19 protein-coding genes, 1 tRNA gene and 1 pseudogene are annotated in these 18132 nt (G+C 47.3%); 8 read left to right on the top strand and 13 right to left on the bottom strand.

Features of this window, described 5'->3' with window-relative positions; translation table 11 throughout:
* The first annotated feature begins 141 nt into the window (after positions 1–141).
* Both Dvar_RS21295 and Dvar_RS21290 read left to right on the top strand, forming a co-directional pair.
* Positions 142–882, top strand: a complete 741-nt coding sequence (locus Dvar_RS21295; RefSeq protein ID WP_419663963.1) for a hypothetical protein — start codon at positions 142–144, stop codon at positions 880–882.
* Positions 872–2011, top strand: coding sequence for a mandelate racemase/muconate lactonizing enzyme family protein (locus Dvar_RS21290; protein WP_419663962.1), 1140 nt, complete (start codon positions 872–874; stop codon positions 2009–2011). The genes Dvar_RS21295 and Dvar_RS21290 overlap by 11 nt, the downstream gene beginning before the upstream one ends.
* Positions 2012–2142: 131 nt before the next feature.
* Here Dvar_RS21290 and Dvar_RS21285 read toward each other — a convergent pair whose 3' ends face one another.
* Positions 2143–2925: an ATP-binding protein gene (locus Dvar_RS21285; RefSeq protein ID WP_419663961.1), complete on the bottom strand. Its 783-nt coding sequence runs from the start codon at positions 2923–2925 to the stop codon at positions 2143–2145.
* A 450-nt stretch (positions 2926–3375) separates the two neighbouring features.
* Here Dvar_RS21285 and Dvar_RS21280 point away from each other — a divergent pair, with 450 nt between their 5' ends.
* Positions 3376–4734 carry a hypothetical protein gene (locus Dvar_RS21280; RefSeq protein ID WP_419663960.1) on the top strand — a complete coding sequence of 453 codons (1359 nt, stop codon included), beginning with the start codon at positions 3376–3378 and terminating at the stop codon, positions 4732–4734.
* Positions 4735–4758: 24 nt separating this feature from the next.
* Here Dvar_RS21280 and Dvar_RS21275 read toward each other — a convergent pair whose 3' ends face one another.
* Entirely contained in the window at positions 4759–5832 is a 1074-nt protein-coding gene (locus Dvar_RS21275) for a DNA-binding protein (protein WP_419663959.1), read from the bottom strand.
* 137 nt (positions 5833–5969) lie between these two features.
* Between Dvar_RS21275 and Dvar_RS21270 the strand changes: the two genes are divergently transcribed.
* Both Dvar_RS21270 and Dvar_RS21265 read left to right on the top strand, forming a co-directional pair.
* Positions 5970–7064 (top strand): site-specific integrase, encoded by a 1095-nt coding sequence (locus Dvar_RS21270; RefSeq protein ID WP_419663958.1) that lies wholly within the window; start codon positions 5970–5972, stop codon positions 7062–7064.
* 37 nt (positions 7065–7101) lie between these two features.
* Positions 7102–7779 (top strand): carbohydrate-binding family 9-like protein, encoded by a 678-nt coding sequence (locus Dvar_RS21265; RefSeq protein WP_419663957.1) that lies wholly within the window; start codon positions 7102–7104, stop codon positions 7777–7779.
* Between the two features lie 42 nt (positions 7780–7821).
* On the opposite strand, the gene Dvar_RS21260 is transcribed toward Dvar_RS21265, so the two are convergent.
* The gene (locus tag Dvar_RS21260) at positions 7822–7953 is read right to left on the bottom strand and encodes an AraC family transcriptional regulator (RefSeq protein ID WP_419663956.1); all 132 of its coding nucleotides are present in this window, start codon (positions 7951–7953) and stop codon (positions 7822–7824) included.
* Between Dvar_RS21260 and Dvar_RS21255 the strand changes: the two genes are divergently transcribed.
* Positions 7904–8461 (top strand): ABC transporter substrate-binding protein, encoded by a 558-nt coding sequence (locus tag Dvar_RS21255; protein ID WP_419664142.1) that lies wholly within the window; start codon positions 7904–7906, stop codon positions 8459–8461. The two genes, Dvar_RS21260 and Dvar_RS21255, sit on opposite strands and share 50 nt — an antisense overlap.
* A gap of 100 nt (positions 8462–8561) precedes the next feature.
* Here Dvar_RS21255 and Dvar_RS21250 read toward each other — a convergent pair whose 3' ends face one another.
* The 3 genes from Dvar_RS21250 to Dvar_RS21240 all read right to left on the bottom strand — a co-directional run bounded on the left by Dvar_RS21250 (position 8562) and on the right by Dvar_RS21240 (position 11236).
* Positions 8562–9755, bottom strand: a complete 1194-nt coding sequence (locus Dvar_RS21250) for a Bcr/CflA family efflux MFS transporter (RefSeq protein ID WP_419663955.1) — start codon at positions 9753–9755, stop codon at positions 8562–8564.
* Between the two features lie 30 nt (positions 9756–9785).
* Positions 9786–10274 carry a MarR family transcriptional regulator gene (locus tag Dvar_RS21245; RefSeq protein ID WP_419663954.1) on the bottom strand — a complete coding sequence of 163 codons (489 nt, stop codon included), beginning with the start codon at positions 10272–10274 and terminating at the stop codon, positions 9786–9788.
* A 473-nt stretch (positions 10275–10747) separates the two neighbouring features.
* Positions 10748–11236, bottom strand: a complete 489-nt coding sequence (locus Dvar_RS21240; RefSeq protein WP_419663953.1) for a hypothetical protein — start codon at positions 11234–11236, stop codon at positions 10748–10750.
* Positions 11237–11925: 689 nt separating this feature from the next.
* Between Dvar_RS21240 and Dvar_RS21235 the strand changes: the two genes are divergently transcribed.
* The gene (locus tag Dvar_RS21235) at positions 11926–12546 is read left to right on the top strand and encodes a hypothetical protein (RefSeq protein ID WP_419663952.1); all 621 of its coding nucleotides are present in this window, start codon (positions 11926–11928) and stop codon (positions 12544–12546) included.
* Positions 12547–12716: 170 nt separating this feature from the next.
* On the opposite strand, the pseudogene Dvar_RS21230 reads toward Dvar_RS21235, so the two are convergent.
* Positions 12717–12974, bottom strand: a pseudogene (locus tag Dvar_RS21230) (ankyrin repeat domain-containing protein); the annotation flags it as partial.
* 212 nt (positions 12975–13186) lie between these two features.
* On the opposite strand from Dvar_RS21230, the gene Dvar_RS21225 reads away from it, so the two are divergent.
* On the top strand, positions 13187–13936 hold the full coding sequence (locus Dvar_RS21225) for a metallophosphoesterase (RefSeq protein ID WP_419663951.1): 750 nt from the start codon (positions 13187–13189) through the stop codon (positions 13934–13936).
* Here the strand turns inward: Dvar_RS21225 and Dvar_RS21220 are convergent.
* From Dvar_RS21220 to Dvar_RS21195, 6 genes are all read right to left on the bottom strand, one after another.
* Entirely contained in the window at positions 13931–15655 is a 1725-nt protein-coding gene (locus Dvar_RS21220) for a PocR ligand-binding domain-containing protein (RefSeq protein ID WP_419663950.1), read from the bottom strand. The genes Dvar_RS21225 and Dvar_RS21220 overlap by 6 nt on opposite strands.
* A gap of 33 nt (positions 15656–15688) precedes the next feature.
* Positions 15689–16180 carry a GNAT family N-acetyltransferase gene (locus Dvar_RS21215; RefSeq protein ID WP_419663949.1) on the bottom strand — a complete coding sequence of 164 codons (492 nt, stop codon included), beginning with the start codon at positions 16178–16180 and terminating at the stop codon, positions 15689–15691.
* A 135-nt stretch (positions 16181–16315) separates the two neighbouring features.
* The gene (locus Dvar_RS21210; RefSeq protein WP_419663948.1) at positions 16316–16786 is read right to left on the bottom strand and encodes a GNAT family N-acetyltransferase; all 471 of its coding nucleotides are present in this window, start codon (positions 16784–16786) and stop codon (positions 16316–16318) included.
* Between the two features lie 65 nt (positions 16787–16851).
* Positions 16852–17274 (bottom strand): type VII toxin-antitoxin system HepT family RNase toxin, encoded by a 423-nt coding sequence (hepT, locus tag Dvar_RS21205; protein WP_419663947.1) that lies wholly within the window; start codon positions 17272–17274, stop codon positions 16852–16854.
* Between the two features lies 1 nt (position 17275).
* Positions 17276–17689: a type VII toxin-antitoxin system MntA family adenylyltransferase antitoxin gene (gene mntA / locus Dvar_RS21200; protein ID WP_419663946.1), complete on the bottom strand. Its 414-nt coding sequence runs from the start codon at positions 17687–17689 to the stop codon at positions 17276–17278.
* Positions 17690–17946: 257 nt separating this feature from the next.
* Positions 17947–18033 (bottom strand) — tRNA-Leu (locus Dvar_RS21195).
* Between the last annotated feature and the right edge of the window lie 99 nt (positions 18034–18132).

The raw sequence follows: 18132 nt of genomic DNA, 5'->3' as shown, positions 1-18132 counted from the left end.
TTTCAACGCCAGCCAAACATTTTCCTTGCCAGATATCTGCCACTTTCTCTTTATCGCAAGTATCTCTTTATTATAGGGTTTTACTACTACGGCATCAATACCGATGAGAGAAAAAGCATCTCCCAATCATTGAACCATGTATTGGATGAAAAATTGAGTGCGTTTAAATTCTTCTATTTGAAAGTAAAAACCTATCTCGGCATTTTCGACCATTATTGCGAAAAAATGATCAATGCACATAAATCGCTGGTTGGGATGATGAACTATCTCAACCGATCCGTCTCGGTATCCGGCGCGAGGATGCTTCGCCAGGCAAGTGAAAGGGGCTGTATCCTCGTGACCGGCCACTTTGGCGGTGTCGAGTATATACCCCTTTTTCTGGCAGCCAATAACTATCGTCCCTCAATTATTTTACGGTTTAAAACCAATACGCTCAAGCAGGCGCTGGTAAAAAAATCAAACGCCGTGGATCTTGAATTGATTGATGCCGATAGCCCCAATGTGGTATTCAAGGCCTTGAATGCCATCAATAAAGGACGGATCCTGATTACGCTCTGCGATGAAATTCGCGACTGGCGTCCCTCCAAAAAAGAGCGTATCAGCCTGTTTGGTCAGGCCTTGCCCAAGGACAGAACACTGGATATTCTCTATCGACGCGCAAAAGCGCCAGTATATTTCGGACTGATCCACAGGAGTAAAAACCATTACGATTTATCAGTTCAACCGCTGGCCGACGGTGTGGAAGATATATCACTGAGCGAAGCATCCTGGAAGCGAATGGAATATTATATCCGTCAATATCCTTACCAGTGGTATCAATGGCCTAATTTCTACACTGAAGTTAAGAAATATAGCATGGAGTTGGCTTGGAATGAAGCTTAAAAAAATTACAATCGATAATCTCAAGATTCCTTTTTCACGAAAAATCGAGCACCGTCTGCATTCTCGGCGGGAAACCGAAAGCATTGTCGTGACCGTCCTTGACAGTGAAGGCATGGCCGGTTTCGGTGAGGGGACACCAAGACGCTACGTCACTGGCGAAAGTCTGGAACATAGCCTGATTGCGGCACACGCACTGGCCGAACAGGTGCTGGGACAGGAAGTCGGCTCACGCGGCGCGCTACTCACCTTGCTCACCACCATTGGCAGAAACGCCATCGCCTGCAGCCATCCAGCGGCCTTCTGTGCGCTTGAAACAGCCCTTCTGGACCTGTGGACGAGGCACCAGGGACAGATGCTGTACCGCTTTTTTAGTGGTGACAGCAAAACCGGTCGACTCTGTTTTTCAGGCGTGATCCCGTTTATCTGCCGTGAAGATCAGTTTCTCCAGACCTTGCAGCTGGTTCAACAATTGAATCTTTCCGCTTTGAAACTGAAGGTAGTTGACCTTGAAAGCGGTATCGCTCAGTTGAAGCAAATCCGATCGGTGATCGGTCCGGGCATCGACATCCGGGTGGATGCCAATTGCGCCTTCACACCCCAGGCGGCACTGAAATTCATCGAACAAGCCACCCCCATGGCAATCAGCGCCGTCGAACAACCTGTGGCCAGGGATGATCTCGAAGGCTTGAAAACCGTGTCAGCGGCGAGCCGCATACCGATCATTGCCGACGAATCCATGTATACGACACATGGACCGCAATACCTGATCGAGAACCACATCTGCGATGGCATCAATATCCGATTGTCAAGCTGCGGTGGGTTCATCAAGGCTTACGATCTTTACCAGCAGGCCGTCTCACACAAGATCATGGTGGTGCTGGGCTCGCATGTCGGGGAGACGGCCATTTTATCATTTGCCGGACGCCATCTGGCAATGCTTTGCCCGGAGGCCATCCACCTGGAAGGCTCCTTTTCCAAGTACGTATTAAAAACCGATCTCGTCAGAGAGGATGTCTCTTTTGGTATTGACGGCAAGGCGCCGGCACCGTCAGGCACAGGGCTTGGCGTTGCCATAGAGCCATCTCTGATCGCCGGGTGGTCGGTCCGATTCGCTGCTTTGCATGCATGAAAGCCTCATCACATCCATAACCGAACAGGTGGGGAACCATCCTTTGTTGGGGTGGTTCCCCGGCATCTTCAACCCGCATCACAGACAAGCCCGATCGGGTCGTTTAATAAAAGTTCAGATTATTTAATGATCTACAATCCGCCATTTGTGAAGTGGGTGCGATCTACTGCTCCGCCACGGTTCATAAGGGTTGGTATCTCAAAAAGCAGAGCCAGATCGAAATCATTCTCTACAATTCGGGCAGCATTGGCGGCCGTGCCTTTGCCATTGTCGGTTATACTGAGAATGAGGATCGTTTCGGCATGATGAAGCAACCGATCAAGAATGGCTGAGGTTAACGTGCTGTCGTTATTGAAGATTTCCGGCCAGTTCTTAAAGGCACGATTTGATGTGATAACGATCGGTCCCTGCTCGTAGCGCTGGCTGATGACCTGGAACAACAGATCCGCACCGGTTTTATCGATAGGCAAAAAGCCAAGCTCATCGAGGATCAGCAACGAAGGACGGGTGTATTTCTTCAATTCCTGTTTCATCCGTCCTGCGGCTTGAGCCGCGGAGAGCGTATTGATCACGTCGATGGCGGTGGCGAACAGGACGGTATATCCTTTAAGGCAGGCATCGTACCCCAAAGCCGAGGCCAAATGGGTTTTTCCAAGGACCACACCACCGAGAAAAATGACATTGGCCGACGGCTTGACAAATTGCAGCCTGAACAAATGTTGGACAATGTCCTTTTTAAATGGATCGAGATTGCTGGGTCGCACAGTGCTTTGGCGGGGTTTGAATTGCGTTTCGGTGAGCCACTTTCGGATGGTCCTGACGTCCATGGCAAGTTCCCGGGCAATCTGTTGGGCCGTCAATCCGTCGTTCTGAGACAGGTGGTTGATTTTGCAGTAAAGGTCGTAATCAATCATGATCGCCCCTCCCCGATCCGTTTGAAGATCTGTTCAACAGATTGAAGGCCGCTGTTTTGCCTGACCGGATCAACATCGATTGCCAGGACCTGATAAAGCGGCTTTCGATAGGCAATCAGACCAATATCAACCAGTTCACACCCGATTCTTGCCTCGAACGCTGGTACCGATGGAAAGTCCTTCGTCTTTAACGACGGCCTCAAAGAAATTGTGGCGTTTTCGAAAAAAACCAGGAAGGATGGACATTGATCGTCCAGCAGGATTATGAGGAGGCTTTTGCCGCTTCCCGGCAGGCCACACGAAACGCTGTGTACCTCTTAATCATCACCATCAAAAGGATATTTTCTAATTTTTGAATGCATTATGCCGATTAGAAAATGGTGATGGTAATGGGACATGTTTTTCAACCCTCCCATCCCGCGAAACCATAGCAGCTCACGTGGAGCATACATGCAAATGCAGGAATATTTAAGATACCATATAATAATGATGGTATCGGTGGGCGCTAATGAATCCGTACTTTCCTTTATTGATGAGGTCCGACGCTGGGCGTTGATATTTTTGGACAAGCTCTATGCCACGATCAACATGCCGGCGTTAAAAGAGCTTTCTCGGATGTTTCAGAATCTTCTCCTGCACTCTAAAATTCAGCTATTGAACGAACATCTGGAGTCGAGTGCCCTGCTGCTGTCTTTGATCGGTTGTGCTATTGCGACGACGATACTGTGGCGGATGTTATGGGCTGGGTTTCGGGTCGAAAAAACAGCGTTTAAAATCGTTGATGCAGACGCCGCTAAATCCGCAAGATTTTCATGGGGTTCCGTCTATGGTTATTTTCGATCGCTGGTAGACTGGCTCTTGAAAGGCTTGATCTTGTTTTGCTGCGTCTTGATCATCACCACCGGATTATTCATCATTTGCAAAACCTTATGGTTTTCCTATGTGGCTAGTCCGGTTGGCCGATTATACCCTGTCTATTTTCCTCAACGGGCAAGGCTCATGGGCATGGTATTGGGGCAGGATATCATTGTCTTTCCAATCATGCTTACCATACTGTCTTTTGGTGCGGGGTTGATATGCGCCGCAGGCTGCCGTTTTTTTTACCTGACGCGCTATATTTTTCTGGCCAGGGGACTGATGGGCAGAATTCTCCTGTTGTCCCTTCCCATAAACGTTTTGGCCGCTGCCGCCCTACGACCGATTTTCCCTTATCCTCACTGGGGGGCCGCCTATGCCGCCACATTGATTCCCACGCTTTTAAGTTTTATTTTTTGTTTTAAGTTCACCAATCGTTTTCTACCTGAATGGGGCATGCTCTTTCGCGGATTATCGCGCCAAGATAAGACGCCTGCGCGCACTCTTTTTCTCCAGAATCTGAATTCGGTTAAAACGGTTCTTGAATTCGACCCCATATCTGGAAAACGAACAGGGAAACAGTTTCCCGCTTATGACGGCGTTCAGACCCAAGGTCAGTTTCTTTCAAGGCGCGGACATGAATTTATCCTCTATCGTTACGGACGGGACTTGTTTTTCCTGGTGGACAATCTGGAATTGCCGCTGCATCCCGACATGTCAACGCGGATTTTGGAAAAGGGGCGATGGTTGCGCCGCTTTGAGCTGTCCAGGGATGATACGCGCCTATTCCGTTTAAATTGGTCAACCCTTCCGATGTCGGGCGCCCGCAGGCCGACGGTGCGATTTTTCAATATCTTTAAGGAAATCCTTGATGACCGTGAAACTTACGAAACTGTATTTATCATCGAGGAGGATGAGCAGGACCTTGCCGAGGACACCCCCAGGGGCATGTAAAGGAAAAGAAATCTCCAAAGTTCATCACCGATCAGGGCTTTTATCATTTTTTGCCGCGATGGTTAACTGCTTGAGTTGTCCAGACATCTCGGCCTTCTCTTGAAGGATCAATTTATTTTTGGCATCTAATTCGTCAATCTGCTGTTTCGCTGTATTAAGGCGGGTTTCTGCTCTCTCGAACATTGTCATCAATGACTGCAAATGGTTTTTTGACGAGGCTAATTCACCGGTAAGAATGCTGATTTTTTCACGATATACCTGATTTTGTTGCTTGGACTCTGTAAATCGGGTTTTCATTTTTTCAATTTCCTGCAAAAGGACGTCGATTTTTTCATCTTTAACATGACAGTCCTTTTTAAGGTCGGTATTCATGCCCGCATAGTCGTCGATTGTGCGAGATTGTTCGCGGATTTGCTGTTGATGCTCGCGGACAGTGGATTCAGCCATTCCCAGTTTCGTATTCATTTCCTTGAGCTGGTCCTGCAGTTGCTGGTTTAATTGGATGAAATGATCCCGCTCATGTTGGCGATCTCTGGCTGTTTCTTGCTGAAAGTGTTCAAAATTTTCCCGAATATCACGCTTTTCAACGTTTAAGTCGTTAACGGCTAGTTTCAGTTCATCAATTTTGGATTCGTATGCCTCACAACGCGCGTTGCTTTTCGACAGGGCTAAGTGAGCTGCGTCAAGTGATTTTTCAAGCGATTGTTTTTGACCGCCCAATTTTTCACACGCGTCTTCAAGACTTTTGTTCTGGTCTATCGTCTGGTCAAGCTCGGCAGTTAGTGCAGCAATCCGGGTCTCCAATTCTTTTTTTGCCGTATCAAATTTATTTTGCGCTTCATTGATTTTAATATCAGCCTGTTGTTGAATTTGCTCATGGATATTTTTAACCGCTCTGGCAAGCTCGTCTGGCAGCTGTGGGGCATCTGCGTCCTGTTGATGCTCGCTTCTCCATCTTTTTAAAAATGGCGCGATTGTGCTCTTGCTGCCTGTTCCCAAATATTGCCTGACTCTGTCGACCGTTGGATTTTCCTCGTTTTTTCGGATTGTTACGGCAGCCTCAACAACATCTTTATAAGTAACACCGATTCTACCCATATCTGAGCCCTCCTTATCGCTGTTTTTGTACCGTATTACGGTTTACATAATATAACGTAATATTATATTTTTGCAAGCCGTTAATTGTCATCCTTGCTAACCGACGATAATCTATGTTATCGTCGGTTATAATGAAAATGGGTATTGGGTGGCCTGTAATAACGTTACGTAAAAGCCAATTTTTGCGGGGTTTTTTAAAAATGGAAAATAGTAGGCGAAACAGGAATCGATATAATAGGAATGAAGACACTGTATCCCCTGCCGCAGAAAATGACCGCAGTGATCAAGAATCATTACAGCAGTACATTAACGCAGCCAGCTCCCAGAACACAAAACGAACATACAGTTCTGCGCTGCGGCAATTTGAAAAATGGGGAGGCCGCCTTCCCACAGACCGCGATACGATCGTTCATTATTTGCTGGACAAGGCCAGGCAGCTTAATCCCCGCTCACTCGAGCTGCACATGACGGCAATCAGCCAGTGGCATAAAGCTCAAGGAATGGTTGATCCCGTCCAGGACATGCTTGTCCGTCAAACCATACACGGTATTCGGCGCACGCACGGTAAACCCCCAAAAAAGGCCAAGGCACTCAGACTGGAGCATATTGCGACCATGTTGGATCACTTGGAATCCCTTCCGCATGGCCCCAAAAAAATTCGCGACAAGGCCCTTCTATTGACAGGATTCTTTGGCGCATTTCGCCGAAGCGAAATCGCAGCCATTCAAATGGACCATTTAATCTGGGAACCGGAAGGCTTGATTATTCTGTTGCCCAAATCAAAAACCGATCAGGACGGTGCCGGGATCGTCCGGGCCATCCCTTATGGTTCAAGCCACTGTTGTGCGGCAAGTTCGATTAAAAGCTGGATCGATGAAGCCGGAATCGAAACTGGCCCCCTTTTTCGTCCGATTAACCGGTGGGGACAAATCAAAGCCAAAAAAATCACACCCGCCGCAATTAACGCGTTGCTTAAAACCATCGGCGTGGCATGCGGTTTTGATTTTGCGCCTGAGTTAAGCAGCCATAGCTTCAGACGGGGACTGTCTACGTCAGCGGCACGAGAAAATATTGATTTTGCACTGATTAAAAAACAAGGCGGGTGGAAAAGCGATGCGACCGTTTGGGGGTATATTGATGAAGGTCAACGCTTAATGGAAAATGCATCAATCCCCCTCATGCAAAAGGTTTCTGATTTGTTATCAACATACAAACACCTTATAAACAAATAAGTTGGAGCTAATTTCGGTATAAACTGGTGCGATGCTTATGCTGAAAACACCCTATCATACCCTGGTTCCAAGAATGGAAAGCGCACCCCCTCACGGGGGCGTATGGAACCGTTCCCCCTGGCAGGTCGTGCAGGAAATCCGGCTTACCCACCATATGGGACCGCATCCCGACCATTTTCCCAGGACAGCCTTCAAAATCGCCTACACACGGGACGCCGTGCACATCATTTTCCAGGTGGCGGACCGTTATGTGCGCGCCATGGCCACCGGGCACCAGCAAAGCGTCTGTGCGGACAGCTGCGTGGAATTCTTTTTCTCACCAGAACCGGATGCGACCATCGGCTATTTCAACCTGGAGATAAACTGCGGAGGCACCGTACTGTTCCATTTTCATCCCAAAGGGACCAGAGAGGAAATTGAAACAATCCCGAAGCAAGCATGCGATCGGATCGTCAGTGCCCATACCCTGCCCTGCATTGTGGACCCGGAAATTGAAACCCCCATCACCTGGAGCCTATCCTGCGCCATCCCCATGGATCTGCTCAAAGGCTACGCGCCGGTCCATCGACCGGCACCCGGGGTGCGGTGGCGGGCAAACGTTTACAAGTGCGCGGATAAAACCTCTCATCCGCATTGGCTGACCTGGTCGCCGGTGGACTTTCCCCGGCCGAATTTCCACCTCCCGGATTTTTTTGGGATACTCGAATTTGAATGAAATGCCCTTGGATTTTTCCTTGATTGGAACTGGGAGATCCCGTCATTGAAGTGTTCCGAATCTGTCGCGGTACTCACGCGGTGACAGTGATGTGTATTTTTTGAACAGCCGGCGGAAGGTCCGGCTGTCTTCGTACCCGACCGTTGATGCGGTTACCTTTATTAAGCAGGCCATTTCCACGGGACTGTTTGAAAAAGTCAAGTTCGCCTTTCCCTGTGCGGGCGCGCTCGAAGTCCTGGTTCCCATGGGAAATGATATGCCGGACGGCATCTATGTCTCTTCGCGCTACTTTTTCACCACCCCGGATTCTGAAGTGAACAAAAATTTTGTCCGGAAATATCAGGCACGCTTCAATGAATATCCCGATTATATGGCCGGAAAGACCTATGCAGGCATCTATTTTATCAAAGCTGCAGTTGAGCGGGCCGGCACCGTTGACGCGAAAAAAATCATCGCCGCCGTTGAAAAAGAACCCCTGGCCTGGGATACGCCCGAAGGATGGAAAATAATGAGAGGCGAGGACCACAGTGTCATCGAAGACTGTCTATGGGGTGAAACCGCTTCCAACAGTCAATTCGGATTCTCCATTCCCAAACAGTTTGATGCCATCGCGGCGGAGAATATCTGCCGGTCTGATGAAGAATTGAAAGCGGTCAGAAAGAATTTCGAAAAGATGAAATAATACCGCTCTTTTGCCTGGTGGGCATGAGTTTTTTTTCTTGAGGTTCCGGCAAACAACGCTGATTGAAACCTGATTGTCCATCGATATCCCGGTATAAAAATCAGGCAGGCTGACAGATAAATGACCGCCCACGGAATATCAACCAGAGACTGCCGCAGACCGCTCCAATAACAATTTGCATGAGGCCGAGACTTGAGATCATCCCCTCCGTCTCCAGAGAGATGAGAAACATGCCCACGCTGCCCATGAACATCCCCATGAAGTTGATCAGGGATGCGGCTGATCCCGTATCCCCCTCCTGCTGGGACAAAAGCAAATTGGCCGTGGGCGGCCGCATCAGACTCATGGCAACGGTGGCTGCCGCCATGGTCAGCGCGAATAATTTCGGACAGTTGCTGCCGGCCACGTTAATGACGATACCGCAGATCGTCATCAGACCGAAACAGGAGGCAATGATATTCCCCGGTGAGATCCATCGCGACAGCCGGATATACAACAGGGGGCCGACCATGGCCCCCAGGGCATTGAACCCGAAGTAATAACTGTACATTTCCTCTGTCATCCCGAACCCCTGGATATAGATAAAAGCGGAGGCCGCGATAAAGGCCATCATAGGCAAGGGCGCCAGAGAAAAAATCCCGAGCAGGATGGAAAAACCGGGGTTTTTCATCACCACTGCCAGACGGCCGAGGGAATGGACCAGAGAACCTGAATAGCGCACTTCAAGTGTCTCTTGAAGGAGCAGGGAAAGAAAAAACGACAAGGCGCCTACACCTGTCAATACCCAGAAGATGGCATTCCAGGACATATATTCCAGGATGATGGCCCCAATCACCGGTGCCACCACCGGCGCCACCACCACCATGGCCATGACCACGGCCAGCATCGTTTCCCGTTTCCGACCGGTGTACATATCCTTGACCATGGCCGTCGCCACTGCCCCTGCGGCGCCTCCGCCAAAGGCCTGAAACACTCTTGACACGATGAGTTGGGTCACGTTGAACGAAAGGGCGCACCCGGCACTGCCCAGAACATACAGGGCAAGGCCGATGAGCAGAATCGGTTTCCTTCCGTACTTTTCACTGATGGGCCCCCAGACCAGTATGCCCAGGGCAAAGAAAATCAAAAATAGACTCAGGCTCAGGTTGACCAGGCGCTGACTGGCATGCAGCATCTCCATGACGCGGGGAAGCGCCGGCAGATAAAGGTCAATGGATAACGGAGGAAAGGCACTGAGCAGCGCCAGCATGGCGATGATTGAACGATCGCCGAAAAATTTCTGTTTTTTATTCACTGGGATAACTCCGGAAAAGCGATAACAACGTTAGATCACGGCACGACCGGCGTGAATTTCTTCTTGAAGGACCCGGTTCAGGGCAACCATCACGGTATGCCATTTTTCAAAATTTTCCATTCCCATCCTGTCCACCAGGGTTTCAAACCAGCGGGTAATTTCCGACCGGACATGCGCCACATGGGCTTCAAAATCGGGGTTCACGGTCAAAAGGATTTCCCTGCGGTTGTGGAGATTGGGCTCGCGTTTGGCCACACCGGCTTTTACCATACGGTCCACCAGGCCCGATGCGGCGGCCCTCGACATGCGCATTGTTGCGGCGAAGGTTTTCAGGGCACACGGAGAAACACGTTTCAATATCAGGGCGGCGTGAACATGGTTGGCACTCAAATTTTTGAAGCTGTCGTCGGTCATGCGGGACTTGATTCTTTTGATCACGATGGAATCGATATAATCTTTTAACAGCCCGTCGGTTTCAACGATAAAGGCCACCTTGGATTTAAATGCGTTGTCGTCCATTTGATCACCCCCATGCAAAAAATAAGAGGCCGGCAGTTTTCCTGTCGTACGGCGGCAAACTGTCGAGCCCGTTTTGTTAGTGCAATGTATGGCACATCCCTTTTTTTGTCAATATTATTGACATTCAATTTTGTTTACTAAATCAAAGCCCACATTTTTCCGCCAACATTTTTACAGTCCCTAGAAAACATGGATTTTCAAACAGGTTTTCGAAGACGGCTACGATCAGTTCCTCGACAGAGGAAAACAGAAACGTTCTCAGGTCTATGATCAGGCGATTGACATCTACATCTTCTTGAAAATGAGAAGTTAAATGATTTTCATTTTGCTGATGGAAGATGCCCCTAAATGGGATTGGACCCAGTCTGAATAAAGCGGGGGCTTGTGTGATCAAGTCCCCGGCGTTTTTTATGGATTAGAGACAAAAGTTATATCTCACGATTACAACTGTGAATGATGCAGGGTAAGAGCGCCTATTTCAATAGCGGATCATTGTTAATGCGCCGGATCAAATCATTGCTCTTTTTAATGGTTTGATACATCTGTCTTTTTTGCTTCCAACGCGCACCCTGAGGGCTGGGGCCGAAATTGTGGGGATTGCCATAGATGGATTTGATCATGTTATTCGTTTTTCGAATGAGCTGATGGCTTTGGGCTTTTTCCCTTGCGGTTGCGGGCGTTTTCCGGCGTACCTGCCCTGTTGTAGACCAGTTGTCCCGGTTATTGATGTAGTTCTGTCCGGCCTGGCTGTAAGTCCCCCCGTATTTCAACGTCCTGTAGGCTGATCCGGCTGCCGAGGACTTTCGTGAGTAATGGTCACTGTATGCAGCTGATGCGACTCCACACATCAGAAAAATCATCATGATACAAAGGATAAAAACAATGATATTTACGTTCAGCATGCCATGTGTCCACTTTGCCGCGAATCCATTGTTTTGAACCAAGCGTCTTGAATACGTCATTTTTTTCCTCCTTATGCTTGTTATCTTGCAGCCGGATGTCCGATATTTTAGATCTTGTAAAACGGCCTTTCATTCTATTGACGGAAAAAAATGCGCTTTTGTTTGGCCTTTAATGTGGAGGGTGATCGACTTTGCAGCAAAACAGCAAAAAATTAGGTACTTAAAAGGATAAAAAATTGGGAAAAAGAGTTTGTCATTAATCCAATCGGCGCATCAGGTTCAAATTAAGCCGGATATTCACATTGCTGTCCATTCACCTCTCCTCGCGTACGAAGAAACCGAAATCGGAATAAATTTTAAAAAGCGATTCTTAAGCTTCGCAACTTTGCGTGAGATAAATTACCAAGGCTATTGACGGGCTAAACAAAGGATATTTTTATACTACTTGTGGCGGTGGATCCTGCAATGATTTTATGCGTTTTTGTCATCTCTCGTTTAAGAAACGCACAATTTCATCCCCGTACCCTAAAAAAAATACCGGCCCCAAAAACGCAAAAACGAATTTGGTGCGACTCCAGCAAGCATAATCCTATATCCAATTTTGCATGGGTATCCATCAAAAATAACGATTTAATATAAATAATGACTTAAAATATCAAAATTGACATAATATTTCTGTCTCAGACAAGTCTAAAGCTTGACTTCGCACTTTTGTATAGATATGCTTAGATAAAAAAGGAGGTGTTATTATGAGTGAAATAAAACTATCTTCAGTTGCACGTACTCTATTAAAAAAAGAACTTCGCGATAGTAGCGAAATTTTAACCCATATCAAATCGCTGTCAGAACTCAATAAGGCAGACAAAAAAAAGCTTATAGATCTTGCCAATAAATGTAGTATTGACCTTGAAAAAATAATTAGGCTCAGCAAAGTAGGGCCAGTATCAAAGTCAAAAAGAACTCGATCGGATTCTGAAACCAGTAAAAATGACGAATTTTCAATAGATAGGCAAGGCAACATACCATTTCAAATCACAATCGAAGCCCTCGGATACAAAAGAGTATTAACATCGTTTTATTGCTATGATTGGACCCAAGCTTTTTCAACCGATAGCGATGGCAAAATTATTCCTACACAAGGTGAAGGGAGGATATCAATAAAAATATTAGACTTTGAGAATGAGCGTAATTTCGACGCAACGGAGGTAATAAATTGTTACAGAAGCTCCCTTTTATCAATCGACAAAATTAAACCCACCATTTTAGAAGACCCTAAAATATCAGAAATCATACCAGACGAAGTTGAAAATTTCTTTATGGATAAAATCCATGAGTGGGCGGAGCAAGATGCAGCAGAATTGAGCAAATAGAATCAATGCATAGCAGAGGAAAGCCGTGTCCTTTGGGTATGGTCAAAGTTCAAAGGCTTTGCCATTTGAGTGACCCAATGCTGCTATCTCCTCCAGCTAACGTTGTGGAGGCACATCAGCTCGGAGAAAGCAGTGAAAATACCCCGGACTTCGGCATATCTTTTTATCGGCTATTGATTACCTAAAAGATCAATCAATCGTGTGTATTCGTAACTTGAAGCATAATCGTAAGCGGTGTTTCCATACTTATCTTTCAGCGTTGTATCTGCATTGTATTTTAGCAGGACTTTGGCCATATCGAAAAAATTGTAATGTGCAGCATATATTAACGCTGTTGTGCCATTATCGGCCTGAGCATTCACATTTGCTCCTTTCCTACAGAGATAATCAACTGCCTCAGTTTGTCTACTCCACGCAGATACGATTAACGGCGTGCTTCCTGCTTGGTTCTTCGCTCCACTGACAACGACAACGAAATGTTTCCCCCTGTGTCAAGTGGAAGCAACGACTATACCGGTGGCGAGGGGGTGATGAACAAAGGACATTTTCAAATGCAGCCACCCTGGCGTTACTGCCAGATGCCCTGGATACACCCTGGAATTGATGTTATGCTTCAAAAACGATTCCAGGAGGAATTATTTTGAAACTGCACATCATGTCCGATCTGCACGTTGAATTTGAAGATTTTTCGATTCCTGATGTCGGCGCGGATGTGGTCATCCTGGCCGGCGACACCCATGTCGGGTTGAGGGGGCTGCGCTGGGTGCTTGGCAAGGGTTTGAAGGTCCCCGTCATTTATGTGCTTGGAAACCATGAATTTTATCGTGACAAGTTTCCAGGGCTCATCGACAAGATGAAGCTTGAAGCCAGGGGTACCCATGTCCGCGTCCTCGAAAACGAGTCCTTTGAGCTCGGCGGGGTCCGTATCTTTGGCTGTACCCTCTGGACCGACATGGCCCTGACAGGCGAGCCGGACGTTGCCATGGGTGTCGCCGCCGACCGAATGAATGATTACCGCCTGATACGCAACAGCAGGACCTATGGCACTCTGCGGCCGATCGACACCGTTGCCTGGCACAAACGATCCGTAAAAAAGCTTCGCGAATTCCTGGAAACTGACACTGCCAGTCAGTCAGTTGTGGTAACACACAGCTGTCCCTCAATCCAGTCGATCCCCGAGCGGTTTCAGGGCCACGCGCTCTCTTCGGCCTTCGCATCGAACATGGAAAACCTTATCCTGAAGCATCAGCCGCAGCTATGGATACACGGCCACATCCACGACAGTTTTGATTACCGAATCGGCAGGACCCGGATTATCTGCAACCCGAGGGGTTACGTGCCACATGCCCGCAACGAGGCATTTATTCCAGAAATGGTTGTGCAGCTATGAATGAATCCATGTGTCAAAACACCTTTTTTTGCCAGTCTTTGGCAGACGAATAACGAAACGGGTGCCGCCGCCATCTGCTGCGTGAACGCTCATTTCACCGCCGTGACCCTCGGTGATGATGAAATAGGAAACCGACAACCCCAATCCAGTTCCCTTGCCCTTGGGTTTAGTGGTGAAAAACGGCTCGAATACACACCGCCGGGTGATGGTGTCCATACCCGGACCGTTATCCTCGATCTCTACCCGTACCCACGGTCCGTCTGTTGCGACCCGCAGTATAAACGTCGGCGGCGCCTCAGTCTCTACCATGGCCTCGGCGCCGTTCTTGAGAATGTTCATGAACACCTGCTGGATTTTGCTGGCTTCGCAGGGTACCGTCGAGACGTTCGGGTCGTACTTCCTGACGATCCGAAGCTGTTTGAAGTCGTAGTGCTTTTTCATGTCGTAATCGGTCTTGAGCAGATCCAGCACCTGATCCAGCAAGGTACCTAAATTTTCCATAGAGACGACATTTTCGCTTTTACGGGCGAAGCTGAGCATATTTTTAACGATGGCGGCGGCGCGCGTACCGGATTCGCGGATGCTGTCGATGATAACCGGCAGCTTGCGCAGTGTCATGTAGTGCCGGATGGCAGGCAGTGTCGTTCCGGCGACATCGGCGGCCCTTTGATTGGCCGGCAGATCCTTAAGCAGACGATTTTCCAGCAACGCCGTGTTTTGCAGAATTCCTGCCAGGGGGTTGTTGATTTCGTGGGCCATGCCTGCCGCCAGACCGCCAACAGAAAGCATTTTCTCACTCTGGACCAGCATCTCTTCCAAACGAACTCGGTCAGTGGCATCATCAATTCGGATTACTGCCCCTGAGCTACCATCATCTATAATCGGGAAAATGGTTATATCTACGTAACGGGTTGCACGCTCATCCGTAAACAACACCTTGTTGCGCGTAATAATCTGTTTATTATCAATAGCTTCTTTGATATCTGGCAATTTATTCCTTAACCGCGGGTAGACTTCATTAAATGGTCTTGAAAGAACATTCTTAAACGATAAACCCGTTGTCAGTTCAGCTTCTTGATTCCACTGCGTGATCTTCTCATTGGCATCAAGGCCAATCAATACTGAGGGCATGGAATTGATGATGTTGGACAGGTAATTTTGCGCCTTGCGAAGTTCATTGTCTGCAATTTTCTTCGATAATGATTTTTCCGCAAGATCCATTAGGAAAGTAGCCAATGCATTATCGTAATCAAGAATATCTTCAACTTTTTCATGCTTGAAAACCCGCACGCGCTCTAGTGCTTCGAGATATTCATCAAGATCGTAACCAAACCGGGTGGCTTGCTGAATGAAGAACGATTTATTGGGCTTCTCTCCTTCGTAAAAAAACTGTCCGATGAAAAGCGTAGCCACATGTTTTTCTCTTACTACAATCGGGATCCCAATATCCCAAAGCCCATTTTTGCATTTATATTTACAAGATTCGCCAATTTTGAGGTTTTCTTTTATATAGTTGTCACTAGCCTGGCATCTTTTTGCAGAATCAGGATGGGAACGATGAAAGTTAAGACAGATATCCTGCCAGCCGACCCCGACCAGAATCGAATTGTCAAAGGCATCGATAATCCCGATGGGCATGCCGGTTGATTGATAGTGTGACTCTGCCATCTTCTGAACAGCTGTCAAATCAACCAAATCAAATAGTCTGAAATTATCCATTTTATTTTCTCTGGCACAATGGTTCGCATGCCTTCAATTGTCTGGTCTGTGGCCTCTCAAGTCAAGTGTCATGTAGACGACACCAGCAAGCGGGTTGTCGTAATAGGGCTTTGTACTTACGAAACCCAATGATTGGTAAAGATTGATTGCGGCTTTCAGTCTGTCCAGTGTATCGAGAACCATGGTAGCGTAGCCCAAACCAACCGCTTCCTGGATGAGCCGTATAGCGATTCGTTTGCCCACCCCTTGGCCCCTGGCTTCGGGGCAGACATAGACCCGCTTCATTTCGCAGGTGCGGTTTCCCAACGACTCAATCTTTCGCAATGCACCGCAACCGACAGCCATTTGCCCATCCGTGGCAAGCAGTAGCATTCCTGATGGCGGTGCGTACTTTCCGGGAAGCGTTGCCAGCTCTGATTCAAACTGCTGAAAACATAGATCGACGTTAAGATGCGTTTCGTATTCCCGGAAAAGCCTCCGAACCTCATCGAGATCTTTTCGTGATGTTGCCTGAATAATTTCCATGACCATTGAGCCCATTGGCCGGGGTGACCCGTCAGGGTAATCGCATTTGGATTTGCTTTTATTTTTTTCTGCACACGATCGTAACGAATGTCAAATGTCCAATGAAAAAAGCCAAATGGTGGTAGGTTGCCTGTTTTAATTGGTCTTTAACGGTTCTAATTGCATTATGACAGTCGGCACCCCCGCAGGATTGGGCCCACCATCTTTGAAGTCAGCAAAACCAAAGTCCAGATATAGCTTTCTTGCAGGCTCTCCTTCACAGACTGATCTATCAAAGGTCTGAACAAATATGTTTTTTCGTTGATTCAGTTTGCTGATTGCAAATTCGGTCAATCTCCGGCCATACCCTTTTCCACGATCTTCCTGTGATACGGCAAGCCATGCGATTTCATTTGCTTCTCTGGAAATTACGACGCCGCCGATCAAGCGATGATTGTCTTTCTTCGGTTCTGAGCGAATGCAAAATGCTGTGCACGAAGAAATCGCCTGTTTTAAGGCGTCCTGAAAGTCCAATTCATCTGCCATCGGACCAAAAATCGGCTCGACTTGTCTTGCAAGAAAGATCCATGCATCAAAATCTGTTATTGTTGAATAGACAATGTCCATGTTTAAAGCAACGGTTGCAGCGGTATTTATACTTTTCCAAGACAGGAAGGTAAAAATCCTACAATTCAGGATTTATCCATGAACTGCAAAATTTCCTTGGAAAATTTTCTGAAGTCGTCGACCTTCCGGTGAAGGATTCCAACGACGATTTCCGGATCGATGCGGGCGTAGTCGTGGACGATGATGTTGCGAAATTTAGCCATTTTGGTCATGGCTTCATATACAGGTTCTGAGATGATGCGGTTTTCAAAAAGAACCAAAAAAAGATCCTTATTGTCTCTTGGCTCTCGTAATCCGCCCTTTGATATAATGTGGGCCGCGATATCCAGACAGCTTTCACAAGCAAGGTGAATCGTGCGCTCCACAAACCGCTGGTCTTTTTTATTCTTCTTGTAATCGGATAAAGAAATTATCTCGTATTCTTTCAGGTCGACAAGATACTCACGAAGAAAATTCAGCTTTGATTCAACCACATCTTTGTCTGGCATATCAAACGGCTCCGAAAAAAGATTTCAATTCCTTACGATTTTTTTCAATGTAGAATTGAAAATCAAAATACTCTTTTTGTTTTTGGATTGCATATGCCCGTTCTGCGTTCCTGTCACGCGCATAAAGCATTTTGCCTTTTGTCATCACCTGTCGAATCATCTTAAGCGAGGCGCTGTTCAGAATAACGATATCCACAGGACGATTGATAATTTCTTCCAGCGCATCCATCAGTTCGAGCCTGAGATCAAAAGCCGCTTCAGGTGTCAAGTCCGGCACCAATCGGATAGCGATGTCAACGTCGCTACCGGAACGATCCGTGCCATCGGCCATGGACCCGAACAAATAGGCGGATTCAATGACCGAATGGTTGGCCAAAAATTTTGTCAGCTCCTTTTTATTGAACACCGTATTCATCTCTATCTCTTTGTTTTCATATATATTTTATCTAATATACGTAGCGGCTAAAGTCAAACGCCTTCATCAGTGCAAAGATGACATTTCTCATAAAAAAATCTTCAATAAGCGCTTCTTGGCGTTCTTCGCGGCTTTGCGTGAGAAAAATTCAGTTAACCTGCTACGGCGCAACATAACCGGATTGGCGAGATCTCATTAGTCCCCGAATAAAAAAGGGCCTGCAGATGTTGCTGTCTGCAAGCCCTTTATTTTTCGGATGGTGCCGAAGGGGAGACTCGAACTCCCACTGGGGAACCCCAACTAGACCCTGAACCTAGCGCGTCTACCAATTCCGCCACTTCGGCACGTTTTCGGTTTGAATTCAAAAGGGTTGATTTCAAACTGAAGATGCACTAACTATAGGTTTTTATTTTTTGTGTCAAGATCATTTTTGTGGAAAAAAT

The sequence above is a fragment of the Desulfosarcina variabilis str. Montpellier genome (genome assembly GCF_048565275.1).
GTDB lineage: Bacteria > Desulfobacterota > Desulfobacteria > Desulfobacterales > Desulfosarcinaceae > Desulfosarcina > Desulfosarcina variabilis.
This window is presented reverse-complemented; position numbering and strand designations above follow the sequence as displayed.

Bases quoted from the DNA above. Each gene is read 5' to 3' on its own strand.
- Dvar_RS21210 (WP_419663948.1), bottom strand. From the start codon at position 16,786: ATGGACATTGTCTATTCAACAATAACAGATTTTGATGCATGGATCTTT.
- Dvar_RS21265 (WP_419663957.1), top strand. From the start codon at position 7,102: ATGCTGAAAACACCCTATCATACCCTGGTTCCAAGAATGGAAAGCGCA.
- Dvar_RS21270 (WP_419663958.1), top strand. From the start codon at position 5,970: ATGGGTATTGGGTGGCCTGTAATAACGTTACGTAAAAGCCAATTTTTG.
- Dvar_RS21285 (WP_419663961.1), bottom strand. From the start codon at position 2,925: ATGATTGATTACGACCTTTACTGCAAAATCAACCACCTGTCTCAGAAC.
- hepT (WP_419663947.1), bottom strand. From the start codon at position 17,274: ATGCCAGACAAAGATGTGGTTGAATCAAAGCTGAATTTTCTTCGTGAG.
- Dvar_RS21280 (WP_419663960.1), top strand. From the start codon at position 3,376: ATGCAAATGCAGGAATATTTAAGATACCATATAATAATGATGGTATCG.
- Dvar_RS21275 (WP_419663959.1), bottom strand. From the start codon at position 5,832: ATGGGTAGAATCGGTGTTACTTATAAAGATGTTGTTGAGGCTGCCGTA.
- Dvar_RS21220 (WP_419663950.1), bottom strand. From the start codon at position 15,655: ATGGATAATTTCAGACTATTTGATTTGGTTGATTTGACAGCTGTTCAG.
- Dvar_RS21215 (WP_419663949.1), bottom strand. From the start codon at position 16,180: ATGGAAATTATTCAGGCAACATCACGAAAAGATCTCGATGAGGTTCGG.
- Dvar_RS21240 (WP_419663953.1), bottom strand. From the start codon at position 11,236: ATGACGTATTCAAGACGCTTGGTTCAAAACAATGGATTCGCGGCAAAG.
- mntA (WP_419663946.1), bottom strand. From the start codon at position 17,689: ATGAATACGGTGTTCAATAAAAAGGAGCTGACAAAATTTTTGGCCAAC.
- Dvar_RS21260 (WP_419663956.1), bottom strand. From the start codon at position 7,953: ATGGCCTGCTTAATAAAGGTAACCGCATCAACGGTCGGGTACGAAGAC.
- Dvar_RS21235 (WP_419663952.1), top strand. From the start codon at position 11,926: ATGAGTGAAATAAAACTATCTTCAGTTGCACGTACTCTATTAAAAAAA.
- Dvar_RS21245 (WP_419663954.1), bottom strand. From the start codon at position 10,274: ATGGACGACAACGCATTTAAATCCAAGGTGGCCTTTATCGTTGAAACC.
- Dvar_RS21290 (WP_419663962.1), top strand. From the start codon at position 872: ATGAAGCTTAAAAAAATTACAATCGATAATCTCAAGATTCCTTTTTCA.